Annotated in this window: 14 protein-coding genes and 1 tRNA gene; 5 read left to right on the top strand and 10 right to left on the bottom strand. The window is 68.3% G+C overall.

Going from position 1 to position 13836, the window contains the following annotated elements:
* Positions 1–247: 247 nt before the first annotated feature.
* Positions 248–967, top strand: a complete 720-nt coding sequence (locus ACMCNN_RS27955) for a hypothetical protein (protein ID WP_412743473.1) — start codon at positions 248–250, stop codon at positions 965–967.
* Between the two features lie 809 nt (positions 968–1776).
* Here the strand turns inward: ACMCNN_RS27955 and ACMCNN_RS27960 are convergent.
* The 4 genes from ACMCNN_RS27960 to ACMCNN_RS27975 form a co-directional block, all read right to left on the bottom strand.
* Positions 1777–2706: an alpha/beta fold hydrolase gene (locus ACMCNN_RS27960; RefSeq protein WP_412743474.1), complete on the bottom strand. Its 930-nt coding sequence runs from the start codon at positions 2704–2706 to the stop codon at positions 1777–1779.
* 1617 nt (positions 2707–4323) lie between these two features.
* The gene (locus ACMCNN_RS27965) at positions 4324–4749 is read right to left on the bottom strand and encodes a hypothetical protein (protein ID WP_412743475.1); all 426 of its coding nucleotides are present in this window, start codon (positions 4747–4749) and stop codon (positions 4324–4326) included.
* 233 nt (positions 4750–4982) lie between these two features.
* On the bottom strand, positions 4983–5879 hold the full coding sequence (locus ACMCNN_RS27970) for an IS3 family transposase (RefSeq protein WP_412743471.1): 897 nt from the start codon (positions 5877–5879) through the stop codon (positions 4983–4985).
* Complete coding sequence (locus ACMCNN_RS27975) at positions 5876–6178, bottom strand: transposase (RefSeq protein WP_412743470.1); 303 nt, start codon at positions 6176–6178, stop codon at positions 5876–5878. Before ACMCNN_RS27975 ends, ACMCNN_RS27970 begins: the two co-directional genes overlap by 4 nt.
* Before the next feature lie 449 nt (positions 6179–6627).
* Between ACMCNN_RS27975 and ACMCNN_RS27980 the strand changes: the two genes are divergently transcribed.
* The 3 genes from ACMCNN_RS27980 to ACMCNN_RS27990 all read left to right on the top strand — a co-directional run bounded on the left by ACMCNN_RS27980 (position 6628) and on the right by ACMCNN_RS27990 (position 8033).
* Entirely contained in the window at positions 6628–6957 is a 330-nt protein-coding gene (locus ACMCNN_RS27980) for an integrase core domain-containing protein (RefSeq protein ID WP_412743476.1), read from the top strand.
* 32 nt (positions 6958–6989) lie between these two features.
* Positions 6990–7562 (top strand): histidine phosphatase family protein, encoded by a 573-nt coding sequence (locus ACMCNN_RS27985; protein ID WP_412743477.1) that lies wholly within the window; start codon positions 6990–6992, stop codon positions 7560–7562.
* Positions 7563–7634: 72 nt separating this feature from the next.
* Entirely contained in the window at positions 7635–8033 is a 399-nt protein-coding gene (locus ACMCNN_RS27990) for a tyrosine-type recombinase/integrase (protein WP_412747296.1), read from the top strand.
* A gap of 90 nt (positions 8034–8123) precedes the next feature.
* On the opposite strand, the gene ACMCNN_RS27995 is transcribed toward ACMCNN_RS27990, so the two are convergent.
* Positions 8124–8200 (bottom strand) — tRNA-Thr (locus ACMCNN_RS27995).
* 106 nt (positions 8201–8306) lie between these two features.
* Between ACMCNN_RS27995 and ACMCNN_RS28000 the strand changes: the two genes are divergently transcribed.
* Positions 8307–10034, top strand: a complete 1728-nt coding sequence (locus ACMCNN_RS28000; protein WP_412743478.1) for a metallophosphoesterase — start codon at positions 8307–8309, stop codon at positions 10032–10034.
* Between the two features lie 102 nt (positions 10035–10136).
* Here ACMCNN_RS28000 and ACMCNN_RS28005 read toward each other — a convergent pair whose 3' ends face one another.
* From ACMCNN_RS28005 to ACMCNN_RS28025, 5 genes are all read right to left on the bottom strand, one after another.
* Positions 10137–10973: a stage 0 sporulation family protein gene (locus ACMCNN_RS28005; protein ID WP_412743479.1), complete on the bottom strand. Its 837-nt coding sequence runs from the start codon at positions 10971–10973 to the stop codon at positions 10137–10139.
* Between the two features lie 74 nt (positions 10974–11047).
* Positions 11048–11680, bottom strand: a complete 633-nt coding sequence (locus ACMCNN_RS28010; protein WP_412743480.1) for a hypothetical protein — start codon at positions 11678–11680, stop codon at positions 11048–11050.
* Entirely contained in the window at positions 11680–12003 is a 324-nt protein-coding gene (locus tag ACMCNN_RS28015) for a hypothetical protein (RefSeq protein ID WP_412743481.1), read from the bottom strand. The genes ACMCNN_RS28010 and ACMCNN_RS28015 overlap by 1 nt, the downstream gene beginning before the upstream one ends.
* Position 12004: 1 nt before the next feature.
* Positions 12005–12331 (bottom strand): YbaB/EbfC family DNA-binding protein, encoded by a 327-nt coding sequence (locus ACMCNN_RS28020; protein ID WP_412743482.1) that lies wholly within the window; start codon positions 12329–12331, stop codon positions 12005–12007.
* Between the two features lie 107 nt (positions 12332–12438).
* Positions 12439–13716 (bottom strand): DNA polymerase III subunit delta', encoded by a 1278-nt coding sequence (locus tag ACMCNN_RS28025; RefSeq protein ID WP_412743483.1) that lies wholly within the window; start codon positions 13714–13716, stop codon positions 12439–12441.
* Between the last annotated feature and the right edge of the window lie 120 nt (positions 13717–13836).

Genomic DNA, 13836 nt, shown 5'->3' on the forward strand with positions numbered 1-13836 from the left:
CAGTCATGTTGACGCCTGACCACGTGCGCGGCGTAGGGCCGGGTATCCAGCCATCTGAACTGGCGGTCATCCAGCTCCACCCGCGCCGGGCACCTTTCACCGACAGAGGTCACTGGATGACCGTATCTCCGTCCAGCCACGCAGCGCCGCCCCGGCCCTCCCTGGAGCCGTGAGCACTCCGTCGGCGTCTTCGGTGATTGTCACTCAGTAGGTCACACAGCAGCCCACGGGCCACCATGCTGACCTGGTGGAGACTGCCGACCTGAAGCTGGCAAGCGACGACGACGTCGCAGCCGCGTCGTGGATCAAGCCGCGTCTCAGCAGAGCCTTCGGTGCCGTAACCCGCCACGTCCCCCAGGGCTACGCCGCCTACGTACGCATCTGCCACCCCGCCGAAAACGACGCCGGCCAGCAGGTCACCTGGTCCACCGTCGCCGCAGCGACCGGCCGCCAAGCGCACCCCACCATGCAATGGCACGCCCTGGTCGGCTCCCCCGACTCCCTCGACATGATCGGCTCGCTGTGGCCCGGCGACAATCCCAGGCGCGGCGAACTGGATCCCCCGACGCTCGCAACCCTCTGCGGCGCCCTCGCCCCGCACACCGCCACCCCGGAGACCTGCTACTTCAGCCTCTGGGAAGGCCACGGCTGGCTCCCCGACGGAATACCCGCGCGGGTACACCACGACTACCGGAGCTACATCCTGTTCACCGGCCCGCTGCACGCTGCCCAGCAGCTCGGATTTCACCCACGTCCGGACTGGTTCATACCGCAGTCACCGAACTTGTTCTGGCCCGCCGACCAGGCCTGGTGCGTCGCCACCGAGATCGACTTCGACTCCACGCTGGTCGGTGGTACATCGGAGCTCGTCCACCAACTACTCAGCGAGCCCGCCCTCGACGCCTGGCCCGTCAACCCGGACGACTCCCTCGCCGCAGACGCCGACCTGATCAATCTCATCGGGTGACCTCTCGGGAGATCGTTCGTCGTGCCGCGGCGGCAGCTCTCGTCCGTGCCCGTCGCTGTCCGAGCTAGTAGCTATCTCTGAGTATCAGAGCTCATGGCGGCGGCCCCTGAGAGCCATAGCGTCGCTGCATGACGAATTCATCGGTCGCCCAACGGAGCTCGGTGCCAGCTGTTGCACTGTTGACGGTCGGATGGGTACTGGCGACGCTGGCCTTGGCGTGGTGGTGGTTCGGCATCGGAATGGCGATGTGGGCCGATGAGCAGTCGGACAGTGGGGCGCACTGGGCTGGGCTGCACCACCAGGAGGCGGTCGCTGCGATGTGGCTAGCCGGCGCAGCGGTAGGCGGACCGGCGCTAATTGCAGTCGTAGCATTCGCCACGCGGATGCCGAAGGCCGGCACAGTTTACGTGGTGCTGGCGGTGGTGCTCAGCGTGCCAGTCCTACCGATCGTAGCCCGAGCGGGTCACACGCTAGCCCCACCACCTCCTCCGTCACCCGTGCCCACGGTTTGTCAGGAACACAGCGGCGGTGACACTCGATGCCCCGGCGGCTAGCGTCTGCACATTACTCCCGCGCGTGGCGAGCGCGCCGCGGTTGCTCCATTTGGTTTGTCCGCGAGTCTTGGCACCACATGTCGCTGAGTTTGGGCACCAGGGAGACCTGATGGAACACGATGTTCGCGAATTTCGGCGCCACCCGGGACGAGATCTCCCATGGGCCGCGGACCAAGACTGACCGCCTACAGGCAGTGACGAGGTGTGGTGCTTGACCGGCCATTTCGCCTGCGCGTGACCAGGATGAGCGGGATGTCAGTTCGGCGCGTCCCGCAGCGCGGCGAAGATCGCGTCCCAGAAGCCGAAACTCGTTGTGCCGTGTCCGCATCCCGGATATTCCACCAGCGTGGCATGGGGGATTCGTTCAGCCAGCCACCGGCCGTGCGTTGCCGGCACGAGCCGGTCCTGATCCCCGTAGTAGAGGCGTACGGGACAGCCGATGGCGCTGATGTCGATGTCCCAACGACCTCCCCAGGCGACGTTGTCACGCGCGTAACCGTCGGTGCTGTTCAGCGCCTCGCGCAGGTCCACTGCCCATAGAAGCCGCTTGTCCTGGTCCAGCCATCGCAGGTCGTCGGGCGGCGCGCCGTCGAGATACGCATCGATCATGGCTTTGTCGTCGAGGGTGAGCAGGTCGCCGGTCTCCGCTGCGAGTTCGGCACGGAAGCCGGCCAGGGCCGCGTCGAGTTGGCCGGCGTCGGCGAGACTGAGTAGCTGCCGCTCAGGGTCGTTCGGGTCGTCTGGGTTGATGATCCGCCATGGTCCGATGCCTGCGACGACGGCCACCTGCGTCACCCGATGTGGGCTGGCCAGAGCTGTGGCCAGGGCGTAGGGCCCGCCCCCGGAGATCCCCGCTGCAGCGAACCGCTCGATGCCAAGCGCGTCGGCGATATGGATCGTGTCGACCCCCACCGACGCGAGACTGGGTGGACTGGTCGGTACGTCGCCGTACCCGGGGCGGTTGAAGCAGAGCAGACGGATGCCCGCCCTGCGGGCGGGCGCGTCAACGAGTGCGGCCGCATGTCGGGAAGCCGGTGTGCCGTGGTGGAACAGGACCGGCGCCCCGTCGAGGTCGCCGTCTTCACGGACGGGAACCTGTCGCCCGTCGGCCATCGCCACGATTCGTTCCACGACCGCTGTCCCCATGAGGAAATCCTGGACTACAGCCCACGCGCCGTCGCCCATGTTGGCGAGATTCGCATGCCTGCGATGGAGGGCGCGCCGATCCGGCTCTACGGAGAGTGACGGCAGCGGCGACGTAACCGGGTGAAACGGTAATCGACAAGTGGCGCCAGTTCTCTCGAACAGTCGCCATGGTGCGGAAGGTCCAGGTGGCTCCCAAACTCACGAACATCTGGCGCCCGTTCTCACGAACGAAGCCACTCCATTCCATCTGACGTGCTGAACTTTGGCATGCGACTGGAGTGCGGCCCGGAACCAACGCCGCAGGCTTGTACATTGCGGAGACTCGGCCAGGCGCCGCGGTCGAAAACGTCGGCACCTCCGCAGCCCAATATTGGCGCTAGCTGCGGAAACAGGAGCGAGACAGGCACTTACTGCCGAAGCCACGGAGCACCGGACTCGAACCGGCTCATGCCTTACGGCAACACAACTCAATGTGACGCACTCTTCCCATGTGCCTTTGACTGGCGGTCGGTGATCAACTTACGTGCCTCGACTGCTTCCGTGTCAAAGAGATCAACTACCCGATAGCCTCGCACTATGCGGTACGTGAGCTGCGCAACTGTCCCGCGGCGTCCACGATTATCCATCCCCGCGCGTCTCCGTAGGCTCCCAGTCTGGCTCCCACCGGCTCTCGCACGCTGGACTGGGCTGGGCGCCACGCGCGTCTCTGGTAAGGCACTTCGTCTGTCGGCGTTAACCTGCGCGCGACCCGGGAAGCCGTTCACCGCCAGTTCGCCGCACCGGGTTCGCATCTGCACCGGTTGCGACTTGGGGTAAGTCGAAAACTCGCCTCAATGAGGTCAATTTAGGTAGAACTCTGGTCATTCGTACCGGGGCTGCCGGCATCGGAACGGTCGTCTGTCCGACCTCGGATTGCGCCCGAATAGTTCAAACTACGTCTATTGCGGGCGGCAAGGAAGAGGGAAGGCCAGATACTCCACCTATTTGAACGGTCTGCAGCGGCTAGGAGGCTCGCAAGGTTATTTCTATCCTCCGGGGGTACAAGTTTCATAACGATTATCAGTGGCAGGATCGCGGCCACGATCTCCGCTACCACGAATCCCAGCACGAGCGCGCCCACCGTGAGCACGATCGCCCTCTGGGAACCTAGCTTCGAGATTCCGATGAAGATGCCACCTATGGCGCCGCAAGCAAACAGAATTCCGATTATCGGAAAGGCGCGACTAGGTTGGTTGACAATTTCGTCAGATATCACACCCGATCCTTGGTCCGTAGCACCGGACTCCGCCGTGGTAGTCGTCGAATGCTCCGTGGACGGTTGCGAAGTTGAGACTCCAGGCTGTGTACCCAGCGAAGCGTCGATCGCGTCTTTGCGCATGCGGCGGGCCATCCGTCGGATACCCCAAGCCACCGGTCCAACATCGAGCAACCAGTGTCCAGGCAATACAGCTCGCTCGGCTCGCTCAATCTGCTCCGAGCTCACCGGTTTAAGAATGTCTCCGTCCTCGATGCCTTCCTGTTCGACGTCGTTGAGAAAGTATTCGAGATCGGCGACTGATGACCGACGCGCCGAGCGCGCGCCCGTAGGCTCCGAGGTTCGAAAGGTCGACAGGCGGTCGCCGTCGCTTATGTCCGGATTTGGTTCTTCAGTCATCCTTACCTCCCCAAGGTAGACACCAGGGACAGGATGATCGCCACAACGACAGCGATGCCTTGAAGGTAGAACGTTCCCGTCATGAGCGCTAACCGGGTCCTGTTTCCTTCGAGCAGCATGAGCTTGGCGTGGTACAGCTCAGCCACCGCGTTTGTCCGTGCATTGGGATCGTGTGCGTTAGCCCAACGCATGAGCTGACCGGGACTTGGGCCTGGACCTAGCAGCGGTACCAGCGTGAGCGTGCCGAGGACGCCGGCTATGCCCAGGGCCCAGAGTGCCCCTTGGACGTTGAACTTGCCAGTCTGGATGCGTGCAGCCAAAACCGCCGCCGCAACGGCGGTCGTTGCGACCAGGAAGCCTGATCGAGTGGCTATGGCATCGATCTGCGTTCGCACGTGCTCCAGCTGTCGGTCAAGCTCGGCGAACATTCGATCGGCATGCGTTGTCAAACATCCCCCAAGCCCCAGCTCTGACCACGGAGGACCAGCGTATCGGTGGATGTCGAAGCCCTCGCTCGAGCCCTCCATCAAGTTGCCGGCCTGCGGACCATGACCTCAGCCGCGCTTCCGCCCGCTGTAGTCGCTTCCCCCGGTGGCCACTCCGGCCAGGTTGCTCGGTTTGGGCTTGACCCGTTTCGACGGACAGGGTCGATGTGTTGGTCTCACGCTGCCGTGCTGGCTGGTAGCGGACTGATCGCGCCAGCTTCGTATTCTGCGGGGCTGAGGTAGCCCAGGGTCGAGTGCCGGCGGCGGGTGTTGTACCAGCCCTCCACGTATTCGAAGATCGCCTGCCGGGCCGCGGTGTGGGTGGGCCACGGCTGCCGGTGCAGCAGTTCGGTCTTGATGGTGGCGAAGAACGACTCAGCGACTGCGTTGTCCCAGCACTGCCCGCGCCGGCCGTGCGAGAGTCGAACGCCGTGCCGGGCGGCGAGGCGGGCGTGTTGGGCGCTGGTGTACTGACAGCCGCGATCGGTGTGAAACACCAGCCCATGGGCAGGTCGGCGCCGGGTCAGGGCGTGGGATAGAGCGGCGTCGACCAGGTCGGTGCGCAGGTGATCGGCGACGGCCCAGCCCACGACCCGGCGGGAGGCCAGGTCGATGACGGTGGCCAGATACAGCCAGCCCTCCCGGGTGGGGATGTAGGTGATGTCGCCGCACCAGCGGGTGTCGGTCGCGGTCGGGTCGGCGGCGAAGTCACGGTGCACCAGGTCGGGACGTGCGGGGGCGGCTGGATCCGGGATGGTGGTGGTGCGCCACCGACGCGGACACCTGCCGGCGATCCCGGCCGTGCGCATCAACCGGGCGACGCGTTTGCGGCCGTGCCGCAGCCCCTGCGCGGCGAGTTCAGCGTGCACCCGCGGGGCTCCGTAGGTGCCTCGGGAATGCTCGTACACGGCGGTGATCTTCTTGCTCAGCGCCTGGTCGACGCGATCCCGCTCGGCCTGCTCGCCCCGGGTGTGCTGGTAGTAGGCGGATCGGGAGACCTGCATCAGCTCGCACGCACGCTTGACGTTCCGTGAGCCGGCCTGCTCCGCCTCGATGAACGGGTACACGTTCACCGGGTCTCCTTCGCGAAGAAAGCCGTCGCCCGCTTGAGGATGTCGACGTCCTCGCGCAACCGCCGGTTCTCCCGTCGCAACTGCGCGAGCTCAGCGCGTTCATCCGAGGTGAGCCCGTCGCTGCGGGCGCCGGTGTCGAGTTCGGCCTGCTTAACCCAGTCCCGCACCGCGGTCTCGGTCAGATCGAAATCCTGACTGACCTGCCGGATCGTACGGTCACCCCGCTGACACAACTCGACGATCTCGGCCTTGAACTCCGCCGTGAACGAGCGACGAGGCCGAGGCCGCTTCTTACCCATGCTCTCCATGATGCTGGACATCCTCCCGGAGCCCACCGGCTCCTGATCGTGGATGTCCGTCAAAGCGGGTCAGGCCCAGGTGAACTCAGAGCGCATTGGCGAACCCCGGAAGCTTGGGCCTGTCGTTCCATGGTCCTGGTTGACCTTAGGCTAGCCGTTACCGCAGCTACGAGCCTAGGCACCCTAGCCGTGATCGTGAGCATCAAGGATGTCGACGTCCTCTCCACCATCGCTCTGGCTCTAGCAGTAATGGCTTTCGCCGCCCAACTGATAGTTTCGCGGTCTTCTGGTTGAGCTGCGGGTAGATCCGCAGCACGCGCATCTACCCGCAGCTCAACCAGAAGACCGCGATCCAGTTCGTCGACTACGTCCTACAGCGGCTGCCGTTCCCCGTCCAGGTCATCCAGACTGACAATGGCGCCGAGTTCCAGACAGCATTCCACTGGCACGTGCTCGACAAGGGCATCGCGCACAAGTACATCAAGCCCCGCACCCCGCGGCTCAACGGCAAGGTGGAGCGATCCCACCGTATCGACGCCGAAGAGTTCTACCGGATGCTCGACGGCGTCCTCATCGACGACGCCGACGTCTTCAACGACAAGCTCCGCGAGTGGGAGGACTACTACAACTACCATCGACCCCACGGCGGCCTCGGCGGCCAAACCCCTACGAACGCCTCAAGCAGAAGACCGCGACCCAGGCGTAAACGATCCTCGTCGGTGGCACACGAGCCCGAACACTGTGTCGTGTCTCGGCTGACGCTTGACATGATCCTGTGAATCATCGGCACTACCGAAGGGAAGTGGAGGCGGTGGCTCGCACGATCTTGCACTTGGTCCGCCATGGCGAGCAGGCACGAACAGCCGACGACGGCGAAGATGGCGGCCTCTCGGAGTTGGGACGTCGGCAGGCGGACCGGCTCGGTCAGCGACTTGTCGGCATACCGTTCGCCGTGATCCACCACAGTCCGCTTCCTCGGTCCGTTCAGACCGCCGACGTGATCGCTACTTACCTGCCCGATGTCGCGAGGCACGCATGCGAACACGCAGTGGACCGCACGCCGATTCCGTCCGTCGAGGACCGTGTCCAGTACCCCGAACGCTTCCTCCCCTGGCTCGACGGAGTCCCAGCCCAAGAGCGCGACGAGAACGCCGTCGCTCTGCAGGCCGCGGTCGAGCACTTTGCCACCACCGACACCCACGATCGGCATGAGCTGGTCGTTACGCACAACTTCGTGATCGGCTGGTTCGTCCGGCACGTCCTCGACGCTCCTACGTGGCGTTGGATCGGCCTCAACCAGGAAAATTGCGGGCTGACCATCGTGCAGTTCGACGCCGACAGGCCTCCCACCCTGGTCAGCTTCAACGACATCGGACACCTCTGATCCGGACATGCCCCGGCACATCGAGTCCACGACCGGTACAGCATCAGGCGACGCTGGCGAAACACCGAGCACCTGGGCCAAACGCGAACCCTCCCGCTGCCGGAGTCCGTCCGCACGGCACTGCTCCGGCACCGGGAACGGCAGGCGGCCGAACGGCTGGACGCAGACGCGTGGGCCGACCCGGCGCTGGTGTTCACCACACGGGCCGGGACCCCGATCCATCCCCGCAACGACTACCGGTCGTTCCGGGAACTGATCCGTCAGGCCGGTCTGCGCCAGGTCCGCATTCACGACCTGCGGCACACCGCCGCCAGCGTGCTGATCGCCCAGGGGGTCCCGGCCCGGGTGGTCATGGAGATCTTGGGCCACTCCCAGATCAGCGTCACGCTCAACACCTACGGGCACGTCGCTCCGGAGGTGTCCCGCGAGGCGGCCGACCGGGTCAACGCGGCGCTGTGGGGCGACAGGTAATGGCTGCTCGGTTGGCTGCTGAGCCCGCCGATGGGTACAGGAAAGCCCTGGCCATGATCCACGGAGATGGTCTTGACCAGGGCTTCTTCCTGGAGCCGCCTGACGGAATCGAACCGTCGACCTACGCATTACGAGTGCGTCGCTCTAGCCGACTGAGCTAAGGCGGCAACGGCCTATCAGTGTACGGCATCTCGACTCGGCGCCACGCGCAGGTGCGAGGGACACGCGAGAAGCGGACAGCCGCCGTCATACCCGCCGAGTAGGGTCCGATCCGTGACGGATCATCAGCCGACCGAACCGGTCGTCCCGCGCCGCCCCACGAGCCTGGATCCGCAGCAGCTCGGCTTCAAGCCACAGCCGCCGATCGGCTGGCTGAAACCCCTCCTGCTGCTCAGCACCGGACTGCGCACGCTGTTGGCCATTCTGTTCGGGGCGTATCTGGACAAGCGCGAGCTGCAGAACGCGCTCGATGCGGAGGTCTTCGCTCAGCCGGGCTCCAACGGCGAGCTGTGGTTCGACTACGTGGCCGACCTGGGTGACGGGTTCCACGCGACCTACTCGGTGGCGTACCTCCTGGCCCAGCCCAGCCTCCAGGTCGAGGGTCGCACCCTCCCCCGGGGGCAGGTGCTGCTCATGGGTGGGGACCAGGTGTATCCGCTGGCCAACGGCGACGGCTACGAGAACCGCACCAAGGGGCCGTACCGGGCGGCGCTGCCGGAGGCACCGGTCCGCGGGCCGCAACCCGCGCTCTTCGCGCTGCCGGGCAACCACGATTGGTACGACGGACTCACCGCGTTCCTGCGGCTGTTCGCACGGCGCAAGGACGGCCACATCGGCGGCTGGCGCACCCTGCAACGCCGGTCGTACTTCGCGGTCCGGCTGCCCGCCCGGTGGTGGCTGTTCGCCATCGACGAGCAGTTCGGTGCGTACCTCGACGATCCGCAGCTGGTCTACTTCGAGCGGGCTGCGGGTGGCGTCCAGCCGGGTGACCGGATCATCCTCATGACCCCGTCGCCGACCTGGGTGAAGTCGGCTCAGAAGCCGGACGCGTACGACGCGGTGGACTACTTCATCCGCACGATCCTGGCGCCGACCGGGGCGGAGGTCCGGGTGCTGATCTCCGGCGACCTGCACCATTACGCCCGCTACACCGGGGTGGAACGAGAGATGTTCACCTGCGGCGGCGGCGGGGCGTATCTGCTCGGCACCGAGCAGCTGCCGGAGCGGCTGACCGTGCCACCGGAGGAGACGCTCACCCGCAGCGCCAGCCCCAGCCTGGAATACGACCTCGTCACGCGCTACCCGACGCCGGCTCAGTCGAGGCGGTTCGGCTGGGGTGCCTTCCACCGGATCCCGCAGCGCAATCCCGGCTTCGCGACGATGCTCGGCATCATTCACACGCTGACGATGCTGGCGTTGGCGGGCGCGATGAGCCGGGGCGGCGACATCCAGCGCCTGTTCAGCATCCCGCTGGTATTCATGCTGGTGGTCATCATGCTCGGCGCGGTGCTCTTCGCCCAGCCACCGGGCGCCAGCGCGGAACGGCGCCCGCGACATTGGATCCTCGGCGTGCTGCACGGCTTCGCGCAGATCGGGCTGGCCTGGGCGGGTACCTGGGTGTGGCTGCAGCTGCCGATCCGGGACTGGCCGTGGCCGTGGCCGCTGGTGGGCGCGGCGCTCGCCTACGGGCCGGTCATCGGGTTGGCGGCGACCCAGCTCGTCGCGGCGTACCTGCTGCTGGCCAGTGCCTTCGACGTGAACGTCAACGAGCTGTTCGCCGCACAGGCCATCGAGGACGCCAAGAGCTTCCTGCGCCTGCACATCGCCCCCGACGGCACACTGACCGTGCACCCGATCGGGGTGGACCGGATCAGCCGCGACTGGGTACCGGATCCCGGGGGTGAGCCTGACGCGCCCTGGCTTCGGCCCCGGCAACCGCTACACACCCACTTCATCGAGCCGCCGATCGTCATCGCGGGCCCGGCCACCGCTCAGCCGTAGCGCCCGGTCAGGACGAGGGCCCGGCCGTGTGTCGGTCAGGGCTGCCGGCGCGGCCGCTGTTCGGCAGTACTGCGAGCACGCGGCGCGACCCGACCCGGACGCTCAGGTGTAGTGCTCGTCGTGGGCCTGGCGGGGGCCGCAGACCGACGCCCGGCTGCAGGAGCACCGCGTGCCGTCGGCGTCGAGCCGCACCACGACAGCGTCCCGCGGGACGCTGTGGCCCACCACCCGGCCCTCCCCCTCGGGACTGCTGACGCGGGACCCGATGCTCGGCGCTGACGCCTGGAATTTCTGGTACAGCGGATGCTCGTACTTGAGGCAGCACATCAGCCGCCCGCACGCGCCGGAGATTCGCAGCGGGTTGAGCGGCAGATCCTGGTCCTTGGCCATGCGGATGGTCACCGGCTCGAAGTCGGTGAGGAAGGTCGCGCAGCACAGGTCCCGGCCGCACGAGCCGATGCCGCCCTGCACGCGGGCCGAGTCGCGCGCGGAGAGCTGGCGCAGCTCGACCCGGCAGTGCAGCGTGGCGCCGAGGTCGCGGACCAGGGCACGGAAGTCGACCCGGTGCGGCGCAGTGAAGTAGATCGTGGTGCGGGAGCCGCCGGTCCCGCCCTGATCGAGGACGTGGTCGACGGCGACGACCTTCATCGGCAGGTCATGGGCCTTGATCAGCTTCTTGGCGGCCACCTTCGCCTCGGCCTTGCGCTTGCGCAGCAGCTCGTCACGGCGCAGGTCGCGCTCGTCGGCCAGCCCGACGACCCGGGGGAATCGGTCGGTGTCCTCCTCGACCCACTGGGCGGCCCAGACGCACTCCGCCACCTCAGGGCCGTCGTCGGTCGGCACCAGCACGCGCTCGCCGACGGCCGGGCGGAATTCGCCCGGGTCGAGGTAGTAGAGCCGCCCGTACCGGTTGAAACTGACCGCGCACAGCATGCCCATGGGCCCAACCCTACGGGGCCCTGCGGGTCGCACCAAATGCCTGATTTCGCCAGCCCAAGCCGCCGCGGCGCGAGTCAGCCCCGTGGCCGGGGCGGGGCGGGCCGGACCTCGGCCAGCTCCGCGGTGCCGTGCAGCAGGTCGGCCACCACGTCGTAGCGTTCCCGGATCGTCCGCAGCAGCCGCTGCCCGATCTCGGCCGCCGCCAGCACCTGTGGGCAGTCGGCCGGGTCGATCGGTCCGGCCGTCGCCAGGGTCACCGCCGCCGTGGAACCGAGGGATTCGGCCAGCGCCCCGGCGAGGTCGGCACGGGTCTGCTCCATCCACTCGGCCAAACCGTCCGCCAGCCCCGCGGTGGCCGCCAGGCGCAGGTCCAGGCTGTCCGGGGCGCCGCTCAGATGGGTGGCGGCCCGTCGGCGCGCGTCGTCGTACGCCCCGGCCGCGTCGCCCGACCAGGCACCGGGCGGGGGCAGCGACTCGGCGACGTCCGCGTACGTGTGTGCGTCGGCGTGCAGCTCCCGCGCGGCATCGGCGAGCTCGGTGGGGCGCAGTGCGGACACCGCGCGAACGGCGTCGCCGGGCAGCAGGCGGACGCGGCGCAGCTCCGGCCAGACCGGATGACCCGGTGGGGCACCGGCCGCGGAGAGCACCTCGTCGACCCGGCGCAGCAGCGGCGCACTGGCGTCCACGAGCTGGCCGAGCCGGTCCATCAGGAGCCCCTCTCGGCGGACCACAGTGGACCGTGACGCTCCACGCGACGGCCGACCGCCTCGTCGATCTCTGTGTAGCCCTGCTCGGTGGCCCGCAGATCCTGCGCCAGGTCGGCGAGCCCGGCCGCGGCCTCGGCGGCCTCCCGCGAACGGGCGGCCAGCACCGCCGACCAGTGCGCGTACACCGCGCGGCCGAGGCGGCCCGGCAGCCCCGCCTCGTCCGCGGCGAAAGCCCCGGCCGGGATGCCCATGCTCGCGAGCGACCGGTCCACTGTGGTCATTCGGTCGACGGCGGCGCCCAGCCGATCGGCAAGTGACTCCATCTCAGCACTCCCCCAGCGCCCGGAAGCCGCCGAACACCTCGTCGTGCAGTTTTCCCCGCGCCCACCGGGCGGCCTCGGCCGCGTTGGCGACCACGGCCTGCACCTCCCGGGCGAGATCCGCCGCGCTGCGGTGTTGCAGGCTGCCGCGGAAGCGGACGTCCGTGATGTCGCCGGCCGCGGTGACCAGGACCTCGACGGTGTCGTCGGGCGAACGGACGGAGACCACGTGCGCCGCGACGGCCTTGTCGAACTCGGCGCGCAACACGTCGATGCGGCGGTATCGATCGACTGCCTCGTCGATCCACGCCTCGTCGATCTCACGCGCCATCCACCGCTCCTCACCGGGCGTGCCGCGGGCGTTGCTGTCGGCATCGAACCGTACCGAATCGAGCGACCTCGCCGCGACCCTTGGATGTCCCTTGTGGATGTCGGGTATCAGCCCCGCCAGAGGGCCAGCATCATGGCCTCGACCGCGATCCGCGGCTTGACGTTCTGCTCGATGGCGTCGCGGCAGGCCAGGACGGCTTCCAGCCGGCGCAGCGTGCTCTCCGGCGACCACCGGCCGGCGGCGGCCGCGGACACCTCGGCGGTGTCCGTGTGGACCGTGTCGACCGGCGCGCCGAAACGGGTGATGAGCACGTCGCGGTAGAAGCCGGCCAGGTCCACGAGGGCGCGGTCCAGCGCATCGCGCTGGGCGCGGGTGGCACGTGACTTCTGCCGGCGTTCCAGATCCTTGAGCTGGCCCGCGGCGCCCCGCATCGCCGCGGCCGCGCCCCGGCCCGTCCCGCCGGCGCCCAGGGCCTGTTCGAGGGCGGCCCGCTCGGTGGCGTCCGCCGCGCTGACGGACGCGGCCGCCTCGGCCTCGGCCGCCTCGATCAGTGCGGACGCCGCGTCGAAGCAGGCGCCCACGCCGGTGAGGCGACGCGGGACCGCCAGGACCGCGTCGCGACGGTTGCGTGCCTCGGGATCGTTCGCGAGGCGCCGGGCACGGCCGACGTGGCCCTGCGCGGCCGCGGCGGCCCAGGCCGCGACGTCCGGCGCGACGCCGTCGCGGCCCGCGAGCACCGCGGCGACCGCGTCGGCGGGTGGCTGGCGCAGCGGCACGACCCGGCAGCGCGACCGGATGGTCACGGAGATGTCGTCCGGGTGGGTCGACGGGGTGCAGAGCAGGAACACCGTCCGCGGCGGCGGCTCCTCGATCGCCTTGAGCAGCGCGTTTCCGGCGGCCTCGGTGAGCCGGTCGGCATCCTCGATCACGACGGCCTGCCAGCGGCCGCCCGACGGGGCCGTGCTCGCCCGCAACACCAGGGCGCGCATCTCCCCGACCCCGATGGACAACCCCTCCGGCACGACGAAACGCACGTCGGCGTGGGTGCCGCCGAGCACGGTGTGGCAGCCGTGGCAGACGCCGCAGCCGATCCCGTCGCGCTCGCACTGCAGGGCGGCCGCGAACGCCCGGGCGGCGACGGAACGCCCCGAGCCGGGCGGCCCGGTGAAGATCCAGGCGTGGGTCATCGCGCCGTTGCCGGTCGCGGACCCGGCCACGATCCGGGCCGCCGACGCCGCCGCCCGGCGCAGCGTCTCGACCGCCTCGTCCTGCCCGACCAGGTCGGCGAAGACGCCCGGGCCGACCGGGTGGTCGGTGCCGGCAGGGCCGCCGGAGCCAGCGTTGCTGGCGGCGTCAGGGGAAGCGTCGCTCATGGTGGCAGGCACCCGTCGATCGTAGGGCGCGGGACCGACAGAACGACCCACCGCGGTGGCCCGGGGACCGCCGGAAGGTCTGCGTGACCGTCACGGCCGGGGCCGGACGGCTCGGAGGGTCACCGCCGGACC

This window comes from Krasilnikovia sp. MM14-A1004, from assembly GCF_047159485.1.
Taxonomy (GTDB): domain Bacteria; phylum Actinomycetota; class Actinomycetes; order Mycobacteriales; family Micromonosporaceae; genus Actinoplanes.

Bases quoted from the DNA above. Each gene is read 5' to 3' on its own strand.
- ACMCNN_RS27960 (WP_412743474.1), bottom strand. From the start codon at position 2,706: ATGGGCGACGGCGCGTGGGCTGTAGTCCAGGATTTCCTCATGGGGACA.
- ACMCNN_RS27965 (WP_412743475.1), bottom strand. From the start codon at position 4,749: ATGTTCGCCGAGCTTGACCGACAGCTGGAGCACGTGCGAACGCAGATC.
- ACMCNN_RS27975 (WP_412743470.1), bottom strand. From the start codon at position 6,178: ATGGGTAAGAAGCGGCCTCGGCCTCGTCGCTCGTTCACGGCGGAGTTC.
- ACMCNN_RS28005 (WP_412743479.1), bottom strand. From the start codon at position 10,973: ATGGGCATGCTGTGCGCGGTCAGTTTCAACCGGTACGGGCGGCTCTAC.
- ACMCNN_RS28010 (WP_412743480.1), bottom strand. From the start codon at position 11,680: ATGGACCGGCTCGGCCAGCTCGTGGACGCCAGTGCGCCGCTGCTGCGC.
- ACMCNN_RS28015 (WP_412743481.1), bottom strand. From the start codon at position 12,003: ATGGAGTCACTTGCCGATCGGCTGGGCGCCGCCGTCGACCGAATGACC.
- ACMCNN_RS28020 (WP_412743482.1), bottom strand. From the start codon at position 12,331: ATGGCGCGTGAGATCGACGAGGCGTGGATCGACGAGGCAGTCGATCGA.